The 13,437-nt window shown below is 35.7% G+C and carries 9 protein-coding genes; 4 read left to right on the top strand and 5 right to left on the bottom strand.

What is annotated here, in order from left to right; translation table 11 throughout:
* Positions 1 to 201 precede the first annotated feature (201 nt).
* A complete protein-coding gene (locus C9E89_RS03505; protein WP_107007043.1) occupies positions 202 to 1,356 on the top strand; it encodes a glycerophosphodiester phosphodiesterase in 1,155 nt (384 codons plus the stop codon).
* 128 nt (positions 1,357 to 1,484) lie between these two features.
* On the top strand, positions 1,485 to 1,859 hold the full coding sequence (locus tag C9E89_RS03500) for a diacylglycerol kinase (protein ID WP_107007042.1): 375 nt from the start codon (positions 1,485 to 1,487) through the stop codon (positions 1,857 to 1,859).
* 373 nt (positions 1,860 to 2,232) lie between these two features.
* On the opposite strand, the gene C9E89_RS23750 is transcribed toward C9E89_RS03500, so the two are convergent.
* Positions 2,233 to 6,135: a YadA-like family protein gene (locus C9E89_RS23750; protein ID WP_228198973.1), complete on the bottom strand. Its 3,903-nt coding sequence runs from the start codon at positions 6,133 to 6,135 to the stop codon at positions 2,233 to 2,235.
* A gap of 359 nt (positions 6,136 to 6,494) precedes the next feature.
* Between C9E89_RS23750 and C9E89_RS03490 the strand changes: the two genes are divergently transcribed.
* Positions 6,495 to 6,857, top strand: coding sequence for a hypothetical protein (locus C9E89_RS03490; RefSeq protein WP_107007041.1), 363 nt, complete (start codon positions 6,495 to 6,497; stop codon positions 6,855 to 6,857).
* 331 nt (positions 6,858 to 7,188) lie between these two features.
* On the opposite strand, the gene groL is transcribed toward C9E89_RS03490, so the two are convergent.
* The 4 genes from groL to C9E89_RS03470 all read right to left on the bottom strand — a co-directional run bounded on the left by groL (position 7,189) and on the right by C9E89_RS03470 (position 11,066).
* Complete coding sequence (groL, locus tag C9E89_RS03485) at positions 7,189 to 8,823, bottom strand: chaperonin GroEL (RefSeq protein ID WP_107007040.1); 1,635 nt, start codon at positions 8,821 to 8,823, stop codon at positions 7,189 to 7,191.
* A 71-nt stretch (positions 8,824 to 8,894) separates the two neighbouring features.
* On the bottom strand, positions 8,895 to 9,185 hold the full coding sequence (locus tag C9E89_RS03480; RefSeq protein WP_107007039.1) for a co-chaperone GroES: 291 nt from the start codon (positions 9,183 to 9,185) through the stop codon (positions 8,895 to 8,897).
* A 203-nt stretch (positions 9,186 to 9,388) separates the two neighbouring features.
* Positions 9,389 to 10,147: a metallophosphoesterase family protein gene (locus C9E89_RS03475; protein ID WP_107007038.1), complete on the bottom strand. Its 759-nt coding sequence runs from the start codon at positions 10,145 to 10,147 to the stop codon at positions 9,389 to 9,391.
* Positions 10,128 to 11,066, bottom strand: a complete 939-nt coding sequence (locus tag C9E89_RS03470) for a diacylglycerol/lipid kinase family protein (protein WP_107007037.1) — start codon at positions 11,064 to 11,066, stop codon at positions 10,128 to 10,130. Before C9E89_RS03470 ends, C9E89_RS03475 begins: the two co-directional genes overlap by 20 nt.
* Before the next feature lie 407 nt (positions 11,067 to 11,473).
* Between C9E89_RS03470 and C9E89_RS03465 the strand changes: the two genes are divergently transcribed.
* Positions 11,474 to 13,306, top strand: a complete 1,833-nt coding sequence (locus C9E89_RS03465) for a phosphoenolpyruvate carboxykinase (GTP) (RefSeq protein WP_107007036.1) — start codon at positions 11,474 to 11,476, stop codon at positions 13,304 to 13,306.
* Positions 13,307 to 13,437: the final 131 nt, after the last annotated feature.

Raw genomic sequence — 13,437 nt, 5'->3', positions numbered from 1 at the left:
TGAAATCCATTTATATGGATATTCTGTGACTTAACTAAAAAAAACAAGAACTAATAACAGAAAAACTGCGCTTAAAGTGAAATAAGAAGAAAATATGTAGAAACTTAAAAATTATCTTTTGTAACTCAAAATACTTTTTCATTATTCTGCAAAAAAGATCGAGCACATTGCAATGATACAAACAAAACAATAGAGCGAATCATGATTAAAAAAACTGTACTGAGCTTCAGCCTTTTAGCAGCATTAACCGCATGCAATGATGACAATGATGATGACTATTCATCACCTCCTAAAACCGAGTATCAAGAACCTAAAATCATTATTGTAGGACATCGTGGCGCAAGTGCTTTACGTCCTGAGCATACTTTAGCTTCATATCAAAAAGCGATTGATGATGGTGCAGACTTTATCGAACCTGATCTCGTATCAACAAAAGACGGTGTTTTAGTTGCTCGTCACGAAAATGAAATTGGTGGCACATCAAATATCAGTACACTTAGTCAATTTGCCGACCGTAAAAAAACCAAAATTATTGATGGTACATCACTGACAGGTTGGTTTACCGAAGATTTTACTTTAAGTGAATTAAATCAAATTAAAGCACGTGAGCGTATTCCTAAAGAACGCCCAGCAAATACTCAATATAATGATCAATTTGCCATTCCAACCTTAGAGCAAATCATTGAACTTGCTGATCAAAACTATAAAAAAACAGGTAAAATTATTGGTTTATATATAGAAACTAAGCATCCAACTTATTTCCAAAAACAAAATTTGGCGATGGAAGATAATTTACTCAAAACATTAGCAAAATATGAATATACACGTGATATTGCCCCTATTTATCTACAATCATTTGAGGTCAGTAATCTAAAATATTTAAAAGACCAGCTTACATTACATAAAAGTTTAAAACATGCAAAAATCATCCAACTTTATGATGACAAAACTGCACAACCTGCTGACTTTAAAGAACAAAAAAACCAAACTACTTATGCAGACATGGCAACAACACAAGGTTTAAAAACTGTCTCTTTATATGCAGATGGTGTTGGACCATGGAAACCTTATATTTTTAATGACACATTTACTGCACCTTCAGACTTTGTTAAAAATGCGCATGCTGTCAACTTAAAAGTTCATCCTTATACCTTCCGCCCTGAAAATCATTTTTTAGCACCAAATTTAAAATGTAGCCAAGCAGAAACTGATGCTGCTCAGCGTTGTGAATCTGGTGCAGAAAAAGAGTTTGAAATGTACTTTAAAGCAGGCGTTGATGGCGTATTTACTGATGATCCTGCTTTAGGACGTAAAGCCTTAACGAACTATCAAAAAGCGAATCCATCTCTCAAATAATCTATTTTGCTCAATACATCAAATCGTATTGAGCAATTTTTTCTTTTAAAAGCCAGTAAAATTCAAATTAATGCTCATTTAAGCTTAAACTATGATAATTCAAACTATTCTTATTATTTTCCAAACTTATGAGTCTCTATTCTCCCCAAAAAGGTAAAACTGGTTTTAAACGCATCCTAAATGCAACGGGCTATTCTTTAGCTGGATTTAAAGCTGCTTACCAAAATGAAGCTGCTTTTCGGCAAATTATTTTTTTAAATATTATTCTTATTCCAATCACTTTTTTTTTAGATATTAGTGCTATTGAACAAGCATTAATGGTTGCTGTATGTCTCTTTGCTATTATTGTTGAGTTATTTAATTCGGCACTAGAGGCTGTTGTAGATCGTATCTCTTTAGAACAGCATCCACTTTCAAAAAATGCAAAAGATATGGGGAGCGCAGCACAGTTTGTTGCTCTGTCTATTATTTTTAGTACATGGTGTATTATTTTATTTTTATAAAAATTTTGATCCCATTTTCCATTAAAATCTAAAACTTCAGATAAATTTAAAACTTAACTAAACAGCACTATCACATAAGACATGGATGTCACCGTTGAGCGAAGCTGATCTAAATATCCTACAAAACTTAGCCTTTCATTTTTAATAAAGAATTTTTTATTGTCTTGCAGAATATCTTCTTTCTTTAAAATGAGGCACCATCTATACAAATGAATGTGAACCTTGCAATATAAATTGAGAAAATACCAAACAATAGTCTTACCCAATTTATTCGCCAACAAAAATATATTAAAAAAAAATCAATAAATTATTTTTATCCATAAAAAATCCCCGCATGAAGCGAGGATTTTTTTATTTTAGATGAACAACTTAATTATTTGCCACCAAATACGTAAGATACACCAATTCGACCACCAACTTCGCTACCACCAGCAACACCGATTGCACCACTTAGAGATGTACGACCATCACCAAATACTGTAGTTACACCCAAAGCACCTGCTGATTCACCTTCATAGTGACCTACACCACCAAACACAGCAAACTGACCTGGTTGGATATTAGGAACTGGTTGTTGAGCAGCTAATGCAATTGCAATACCACGATAAGCGGTTGATTCAACATCATCTACACGACGATTCAAATCAGATGCAAATGAACGAACTTGCCCCATATTTGCAGCATCAGAGTCAACAACACCATTTGCAACATTACCAATTACTTTATTACCAGCATTTAAGCCTTTATCAGCATTGATCGTAACATCACCAACTTTGATTTCACCAGCTTTAATTGAAGTAGAACCTACAACTGTAGTTGTTGCTTTACCAGCAGCATCTGTTGTAATTTTTTCTTCAGTTAATGTAATACCTTGAACATTATCTACACGAGTTTCAGATTTTGCTGTAGAAGTTTTGTCCGCTGCAACTTTAGTTTCAGTACGGTTTAACGTATCTGATTCAGTAGTTCCAAACTTATCTGCTACCGAAGTTTGTGTTTTAGCAACTACAGTTTTTCCACCATCTGCTGCCGTAATCGTTTCAGAACCATACTGTTTATTAGTTAAACTATAATCTGTACGTCGAGTTTCATCACTACCACGCGTAATACTAACATCTGTCGTTTTACCATCAGTACCAGTTTGTTTTAATGATTCTGTATCTGTAACAACTCGTGTGCTCTTCACATCTTGTGATGCCAACAAGCCCATATCTGTATTATTTACAACATCATTTGTTTTTGCTGCATGCGTATATGTATAACCAGACTTGTCTTTGTTACTTACTACAGTTTCAAAATTAGACTCAGCTTTTTTCTCTGTTTCAATTTTTTGATCTGCTTGATATACAAGATCTTCATCTTTAGCAGAACCTTTAGATACTGTTGTTCTAGCATCTGTTACAACTTTTTCAGTTCCATTAGACTCTGTAATTGTTGAACTAGTTAATGCATTTTTACCTTCTTGGTAATTTACAGCAGTTGTTTTTGCATTGTCAGTATATTCATACGTTTCCGCAACAACAGCTTCACCTTTTGCATTTAACTCGTAAGTTTTTCCACTGCCTTCTTGTGAATTTGTTTTTACAGAATCACGATATTTATCACTTTGACCATGATTATAAAGTGTTACATCATCTGTAGACTTATTCGTTTGAGTAACAACAGTACCATCTTTATAAGTATCTTTTAAGCTAGAAGAAGATTGTTCAGATTTTTTATAAGCTACAGCACCTGTTTGGTAAACATTTTCATCTACCTTTTTAGCACCAGTTGTTTCACGAACAGCTTCAATTGATGCAGTTTTAGGTTCTTGACGTGAAACCACATCTCGACCTAATTCGTCTTTAGCAAGAACACCATTCGTTGCTGATAAAGCTTTACCATCTTCGTCTACACCATAATATGGTGTATTTACAAGATCAATAAGACCTGATTCTTTTTTAGATGCGTTTGCATTCGTTGCAATTGTACGATCAAGAGTATTCTTACCTTCAGCATATTGTGTTGCTGCAAGCGAACTATCAGATTTGTCATACGCAGTAACATTACCCTTCGCATCTGTAGACTGATTGTTTTTTGCTGCTGTAGAAGTAGAACTCCACACTTTTTCTTGACCAGCTTGATATTGCTGTAAAGATGCTTTACCTGAACTTGACTCAGTATCTACACCCAATACAACTACATTACCTTTTGAATCTAGTTCATAGTTCGTATGTGTACTTTCTTTATTATATGCTTGTGTTGTTTCACGATCTAAAGCATTTTTACCAGTCGCATATAACTTAACAGTTTCTTCTTTTGATCCCTTGCTTGAATCATAAACGATTTTGCCATCTTTTGATGTCGTTGCACTTTCATTTGATTCTTTTGCATTTAAATCATAAACAGTAGTATTGCTATGATCTACATTTTCTTTATAGTCATGAGATGATTTGCTAGTAACAACTGTAGCTACTTTGATATCTTGTGTTTCATCACCTTTACCATTCGTAAACGTAACTTCACTACGAATATCATTACCATCTAGATCTTTACCAAGTACAACATAATAACGTTGCTTACCATTTTCATCTTTCCAAGATTGAATCTGGTCTTCTGTAATCTCTTTACCTTGGTTAAGTACAATGTGTCCATTTATATCATTAATTTGGATATTATTAGTTGAACCAATTTGGTCATTAATTGAATCTTCAATAGTTAGAGCAACAGTACCCGCTTTAAATGTCGACTCACTGCCTGGCTTAGTTACAATTGAACCAACATTTTTAGTTCCTAACTGCTTGCTGTCAAACGTTGCTTGATCAACTAACACACGGTTAACTTCAATATTTTCTTGTTGGCTACGTTTATAGTCAGCAGAATCATTTGAAGTCGTTTTAGTATGTGCTACGAAACCATCAGCATAAGTTTTAGTTTCGCTAGATGATGATTTATCAACAGATTTTTGTACTGCTGAATCTGTATAACGTGTAGAGCCGCCATTATTCAAGATTTCATAATCTTTACCTTGGTTTTTACCAGCCGTATATTGTGTTGGCTGGTATTCTGAATCAAAACTTTCATTTGATGTTTCAGTTGCTTTTGTATACGCAACTGTAGGCTTACCATTGGTTAAAACATATTCACCATCAGCATTTTTAACAAATTCACGATTTGTTGATTTATTCGTATAACTTGAAGAACGCTCAAAAGCTAAATTACTTAAACCATCTTTATATTCTTTATTAGAACCTGTAACAGTCGTATTATTTATATAATTAAAGTTATCAAGTAATGAAGTTGACGTTTGTTCTGTTTTAGATGTAAAGCTTGTATCAACATCTAATGCAGCAACATCATCATAGCTTGTCTTTTTGTCTGCAAATGCTGTTTTAGTATTAACAACTTTAGATTCATCTAAATACTTCTTGTTAGCACTTAAGCTATAACCTGCAACTTCACCTTTCTCATTATGTGCATAATCAGTATTTACAGTTTCAGAAGTTCCACTGTTTTCAGAAACTGAAAGACGACCAGCTGTATCTTGGCTTACAGTTTTTCCAGCTGTATTAACTTTTGACTTAAAGTTAATATTACTAGTATTTGTTTCTTCCGCCACAGTACCAGTACTAATAAACTGTCCTGCGATTTCTTTACCATTCGCATCACGTTTTGCTTCAGATTTTAAATTTGTAACTTTAGTTTGTGATTCACGAGACGTTGCACGTGCATCAGCCGATGTATAAGCTGTATTTACAGTTTTATTATAATAACTTTGTTTGATCGCATTATTTACTTTAGCTAAGTCATCAGCACTGAACTCAAAAGAACTATCTTTTGTACGTTGTTCAGAATCTTTAACCTCTGCACCTTTATCATTTAACTGCACACGTGTATTTGCAGTACGAGTCACTAAACCACTTTGTTGAGTATTTTGTGAAATCACTTCTGAACGGCTGAGTTGAGTATTTGCATCAGTAACTTTGTCATTGGTTGTCGTACTTGATGTCGCTACTTCACCTTTACGTGTTTCTGTATAAGCATATTGTTGATAATTAACACCATTATCTTCAACTTTTTTACCAGCTACTTTTGCAGTAGCAGATTCAATTTTATCACTATTCGCTATTTCAGTTGTTAGTGGATTGCCTTTGGTATCTACAGTACCACTTGTTTGATCATACGCCCCTAGTTTTGTATCTGTTGCCGGACGATAGCTATAATCGGCAGCGATTGTTGCGCTAGATAAAGTTGCAATTGCAAGTGCAAGTGAAGTTTTTTTCATTACTAATTTCATATATAAATCCTGCTGAATACTTTTATATCAACGTTGTTCAAGCACATATAACTTCTAATAAGTATTTATTGTAGAAGTTAGACATTTTTTGTTTCCCATGGAGGATTCTAATATTGCTTTATATTTTTATCAATCAAAACTTGATGGAATATTTAAATATTACTTGATATGTGGTTTTTATTTTCTTATATCTTTATAAGTTAAATATCTAATTAACAATAAGTTAATATTTTTAAATAGTTTTTTATCTTTTTGTATACAAATCTTGGTTTTTTAATCTTATGTTCTTATAATTAAAAAAGTTTTTATTTCACCAAATATCTCCTAACGTATATTTTTAAAGGATTTTTCACTTGATTATGGATAAAATTAATGAAAAAAAAGCATTTAGTGAACGACTAAAATCAAGTCTAGAGAACCTTAATTATTCTTGTGGTCCTACTTTCTTATGCAAAGAATTTAATCTACGTTATTCAGGCTCACCGATTAGCACACAAACAGCGCATAATTGGTTAAATGGAAATGCTATCCCTAGCCAAGAAAAACTACAAATTTTAGCAGTATGGTTACAGGTGAGTAGTGAGTGGCTAAGATTTGGACAGCAATCTTCTGAATTTTCAGGTAGCCAACACATTTACCTTTCATCTATTGATGCTAAATTTCAGAGACTTGCTCCAAAACAACAGCAGCTCATTATGGACTTAATTGATAGTTTACTGTAAGACTTTCTATTTTTGATTCCCCTAGCTGTAACTTTAAGTACATATTTTCCGACTCCAATTTCTTAATTTTATTTAAGTTCTCAACAATCATTGCATATAAATGCTTTAATTCATCTTTATGAATTGTGGTTAATTGATCATTATCTTTAAGTGAGTTCAAGTGGCACCTCTCTTTTTTATTATTAAATTAAAAAATTCTTAAAATTTCCTCTACAAATTAAATCAAATTTTGATTTACTTCAAGCTTTTTTATTAAACAATACCTTTTAAGTATGCATAAAAAATCCCCGCTAAAAGCAGGGATTTTTTAATCAATGGTTGCGCTGATGAATTACATCATGCCGCCCATACCACCCATGCCACCCATATCAGGCATAGCTGGTTTATCTTCTGGAATGTCAGTGATCATTGCTTCTGTAGTCAACATCAAACCTGCAACAGATGCTGCATGCTCAAGTGCAGAACGCGTTACTTTCGCTGGGTCAAGAATACCCATTTCAAGCATATCGCCATACTCAGAAGTTGCAGCGTTATAACCGAAATTACCTTCACCATTTTTCACTGCATTGATCACAACTGAAGGCTCATCACCTGCGTTTGCAACGATTTGACGAAGTGGCGCTTCGATTGCACGACGAAGGATATTTACACCTACGTTCTGATCATCATTTGCACCAGTTACACCGTCAAGTGCTTTTGCTGCACGTACAAGTGCAACACCACCACCAGCAACTACACCTTCTTCAACCGCAGCACGAGTCGCATGAAGCGCATCGTCAACACGGTCTTTCTTCTCTTTCATTTCAACTTCAGTTGCAGCACCGATTTTGATTACTGCAACACCGCCTGCCAATTTAGCAACACGTTCTTGAAGTTTTTCTTTGTCGTATTCTGAAGTTGATTCTTCGATTTGCGCACGGATTTGAGTTACACGCTCAGCAATTTGATTTGCATCACCTGCACCATCAACAATTACAGTGTTTTCTTTAGAAACTGTGATTTTGTGTGCTGTACCTAAATCTTGAAGAGAAGCTTGCTCTAAAGTCATGCCCACTTCTTCAGAAATCACAGTCGCACCAGTCAAAATCGCGATGTCTTGAAGCATAGCTTTACGACGATCACCAAAACCAGGCGCTTTAACTGCACATACTTTGATAATACCGCGCATGTTGTTCACAACAAGTGTTGCCAACGCTTCGCCTTCAACATCTTCAGCGATGATTAAAAGCGGTTTACCTGTTTTTGCAACAGCTTCTAAAACTGTAATCAATTCACGGATATTGCTTACTTTTTTATCAACAAGCAGAATGAACGGATTTTCAAGTTCAGCAGTTAAAGTATCTTGTTTGTTTGCGAAGTACGGGCTGATATAACCACGGTCAAACTGCATACCTTCTACAACATCAAGCGCGTCTTCGAAGCCTGAACCTTCTTCAACAGTGATCACGCCTTCTTTACCAACGCGTTCCATTGCTTGAGCAATGAGTTTACCAACAGTTTCGTCAGAGTTTGCAGAAATCGAACCCACTTGTTCAATCGCTTTGGTATCTGACGCAGGTTTAGCAGTTGCTTTGATCTCAGCAACCAATGCTTTAACAGCAAGATCGATCCCGCGTTTTAAATCCATTGGGTTCATACCTGCAGTTACAGATTTGATCCCTTCGTTTAAGATTGCTTGCGCAAGCACAGTCGCTGTCGTTGTACCGTCACCCGCGATGTCATTGGTTTTGCTTGATACTTCACGAACCAATTGAGCACCCATGTTTTCGAACTTGTCTTTTAAAGTGATTTCTTTGGCAACTGTTACACCATCTTTAGTGATGTGCGGCGCACCGAAAGAACGGTCAATTACAACGTTACGACCTTTAGGACCTAAAGTTACTTTTACTGCATCTGCAAGTGTATTTACACCCGCAATCATTTTTGAACGCGCTGAATCACCAAATTTTACATCTTTAGCTGACATGCTAAACTCCAAATATTTTTAAATTTTTAACAATTTGATTTGTTTAAAAAAGCCACAATAAACTGCGTAAATTAGCCTTCAAGTACCGCTAAAATATCTGACTCTTTCATGACTAGAAGTTCTTCGCCATCTACTTTCACTTTAGTACCAGCATATGCACCAAATAATACGTTATCGCCTACTTTTACATCCAAAGCACGTACACCATTGTCAGTAATTTTGCCGTTACCTACAGCAATGATTTCACCTTGAGCTGGTTGTTCAGCAGCTGAAGTACTCAAGATTAAACCACCCGCAGTTTTAGTTTCCTTTTCTACACGGCGAATGACTACGTTTTCATGTAAAGGACGAATCTTGCTCATTTCTAACTCCATAGACATTAAATAATGTCATTGATTACGAGGTGAAGATGACTTCTTATTCCTAGGTCATCGACAAATTTTTGATATGACACTTTTGTGGGGATGGAAATAATTGCTTCAAGGGGAAAGCTAAAAAAAATTTCAAATTTTGTATTATTTTTAGGCAAGCACATGCATTTTTATCATTCATCAAGCATAAACAATTATTTTTTGGGCACAAATACCTGCCTCATTTCATCAAAAAAATAATGTTCAAATGAGCCATCACAATGAATCACATTAAAACTATTTGGCATATTTTTATGCAATCGCTTAGAAATCGCTGTTCCTGCATGTACTTCATAAACAGGTTGTTGCAAATCTAGTTCAAACTCTTGATTAAGATCGTAGACTGCAACTAAATGTAAATGCCCATGTAATAAAGCATAGAGTTGATGTTGTCCCCATTCCTTAATGGCAAACTTTCCTAAGCTTGGACAATCTTTTAAATGATGATTTTCATTTGAAGTATAAAAGGGTTGGTGACTAACAATAATTTTTAATTTGTTCTGTGGTGCTTTTTGTAAGATTTCATCCACATGTTGAATTTGTTCAAGTGAAATATGCCCACGGGTATGATAACGACGGCGAATACTATTCATGCCTATCAAATAAAAATGTTCCGTTACTAAAGTATTTTCTAGGCTACCAAAAAATAATTGATATAAACCAAATGGGCTAAAGACCCGATTCCACAGTTGATAAAGTGGAATATCATGATTACCAGGTACAACGAAATATGGAATTTTTAAACCATCTAAAAACTGGCGACAAGCTAAAAATTCTTTAAATTTCGCCCGTTGGGTTAAATCCCCACTGACGACCACAACTTCAGGTCGTTGCTCTTGGCAAAAAGTTTGAATTGCTTGAATACATTCCTGCCGCTCAGTGCCAAAATGTAAATCAGACAGATGCAATAACATGAGGCACCATAATATTTAATGCATTTTTTTCAACATGTAATTTTAACGGAGTTGACATACTCACAATCTCACCATCTACAGCAACAGTCAGTTTAGGCTTTTTTGAATAGACAATGACCCTTTGCGCACCAAAACTATACACATCAGCTGCTTGTTCTAATTTACCTCGTATGGTTTGCAATAAAGTTTTAAATAAAGCGACCTTATCGCCCTTAGCAAGAACAACACCTGCGATTTCTCCAACTGCTGCACATTTTGAGATTTTTAAATTCAACTCTTTAAGCTGCAACTGATTATTTCCAAAGAAAATTAAAGGTGTTTTCACTGGATATTTTTGCCCATCCACCTCTATTTCTAGTTTTAACTCTTTACGATCTCGAATTAAAACATCTAAACCTGAAGTATAAGCATTTAAAGGAAAGCGCCCAAAACGACGATTGTATTCTTCACGTTTTTTAATAAATAAGGGATACAGTCCTAAGCTTGCATTATTTAAATAAATTTGATCATTAATACACGCCACATGCGATGCTCGTGGTTCACCTGTGACAACGACCGTTGCAGCTTCAAGTAAATCAAGTGGAATGTTTAAAACTCTTGCCACATAGTTGAATGTTCCCATGGGTAAAATTCCCATCGGAATAGTTTGGTGCAACATTTGTGAAGCAACGGCATTTAATGTGCCATCTCCTCCTGCCGCAACAATCACACCTTGATACATATATTGCTGATGACGCTGAAAGACTTTTTTCATTAAACTTTGAATGTTTGGCTCAGATGAAATATCAAAAACTTGGATTTCAAAGCCATGTGATGTCCAAATTGTCATCATTTGTTCATAAATATCTTCTTTTTTATTCGCATGAAACCCAGATTTTTCGTTATAAATCATGGAAAGTGGTTTAAGTTCAGTTGACATAAGTTTGATTATTTTGAAGTATTTATTCTAATTTCGCTGATTTTATAAACAATTAAAAGCAGCTTTATGTAAAATTCAAATTATGATCATTCATTTAATCAATAACAATTGAAAGTTGAATAAAATTCATAAACATTTGTTAATTATTACTATTTAAAATAAAAATAATATACATAATTTTAAAAAATGTGTTTAGATTACCCATACTTATGGCTTATACGGCTTATTTATCAACAACTTACAAGATGAAGTAAATAAAGTATCTTTTACGCCTTTAGTCTTATTTTTTTCATGAATATATGCTTTAATACAGCCACTTTTTTTCATACTTAAATCTAGATGGAATATCCGTCCATTTAGATTGTTTTTTGTACACAAAATTGTACACATTTAAGATAGGCCTCACCATGACCCAAGTGAACGCACCAGAATTCGTTCGTCATCCCAAGCTCATCGCATGGGTTGAAGAAATTGCTAAATTAACTAAACCTGCAAAAATTGAATGGTGTGACGGAAGCGAAGAAGAGAATCAACGTTATATCGACTTGATGATCGCTAACGGCACTATGCAAGCTTTGAACCAAGAAAAACATCCTGGTTCTTATTTAGCGAATTCTGATCCGTCCGACGTAGCGCGTGTTGAAGGTCGTACATACATCTGCTCTGAAAAACAAGAAGATGCTGGTGCGACTAACAACTGGGAAGCTCCTGCAGAAATGCGTGTTCGTCTTAACGGTTTGTTTGATGGCGCAATGGAAGGTCGTACTATGTACGTTGTTCCTTTCTCTATGGGTCCTTTAGGTTCTCATATTGCGCATATCGGTATTGAATTAACTGACTCTCCTTATGTAGCAGTAAGTATGCGTAAAATGGCTCGTATGGGCAAAGCTGTTTACGATGTACTTGGTACAGATGGCGAATATATCCCTTGCGTACATACGGTTGGTGCGCCACTTACTGAAGGTCAAAAAGATGTTGCTTGGCCTTGCAACCCAGAAAAATATATCGTGCATTATCCAGAAACTCGTGAAATCTGGTCTTTCGGTTCAGGTTACGGCGGTAACGCATTGCTAGGTAAAAAATGCTTAGCGTTACGTATTGCATCATCTATGGGGCGTCAACAAGGTTGGTTAGCTGAACACATGTTAATCTTGGGTGTTACAAACCCTCAAGGTGAAAAACATTACATCGCAGCTGCATTCCCTTCTGCTTGTGGTAAAACCAACTTTGCAATGTTGATTCCACCAGCAGGCTATGAAGGTTGGAAAATTGAAACTGTAGGTGATGATATTGCTTGGATCAAACCAGGTGAAGACGGTCGCTTATATGCAATCAACCCTGAAGCTGGTTTCTTCGGTGTAGCGCCTGGTACAAATACCAAAACTAACCCGAACTGTATGGCAACACTTCATAAAGATGTGATCTATACCAACGTTGCTGTAAATGACAACGGTGAAGTATGGTGGGAAGGTCTTTCTAAAGAAGCACCTGCTAACCTTACTAACTGGAAAGGTCAACCACATACTGGTGAAGAAAAAGCGGCTCATCCGAATGCGCGTTTCACAGTTTCAGCAGGTCAATGTCCTTCTATTGATGCTGATTGGGAAAATCCAGCAGGTGTACCTATTTCTGCGTTCATCTTCGGTGGTCGCCGTGCCGACACTGTGCCTTTAATCTCAGAAGCTTTTGACTGGGTTGATGGCGTTTATAAAGCTGCAACGATGGGTTCTGAAACAACTGCTGCTGCTGTTGGTCAACAAGGTATTGTTCGTCGTGATCCATTTGCGATGCTTCCATTTGCTGGCTACAACATGGCTGACTATTTCTCTCATTGGTTAGAGCTTGGTGAACAAGTTGCTGCTAAAGCTGAAGCTGCGGGCAACAAACTTCCAGGGATCTACAATGTAAACTGGTTCCGTCGTGATGCTGAAGGCAACTTTGTATGGCCTGGTTTCGGTCAAAACATGCGTGTTCTTGAGTGGATCATTGACCGTTGTGAAGGTCGTGCAACGGCTGTAGATACTCCAATTGGTCGCGTTCCAACTTTTGAACAGTTAAACTGGACTGGTTCTGACTTCACTAAAGAACAATTTGATCTTGTAACTTCACAAGACAAAGATCAGTGGATCAAAGAACTTGAAAGCCACACTGAATTGTTCAACAAACTTGGTGAACGTTTACCAAAAGCGCTTAAAACTCGCCAAGACGAACTTTTAGAAGCGGTTAAGAAATCTGCTTAATATGAAGCAATAAAAATAGGTCACTTCGGTGACCTTTTTTTTACTAAAAATCCTCTATTTACTTACATAATTATGATGGAGAAATGCCTCATTTTTCCGTATAAAAGCCCCTACATCAACAACAACATCCA

It is taken from the genome of Acinetobacter sichuanensis (assembly GCF_003024515.2).
Lineage (GTDB): Bacteria > Pseudomonadota > Gammaproteobacteria > Pseudomonadales > Moraxellaceae > Acinetobacter > Acinetobacter sichuanensis.
Note: the sequence above shows the minus strand (reverse complement) of the source record. Positions and strands in the feature narration are given on the sequence as shown.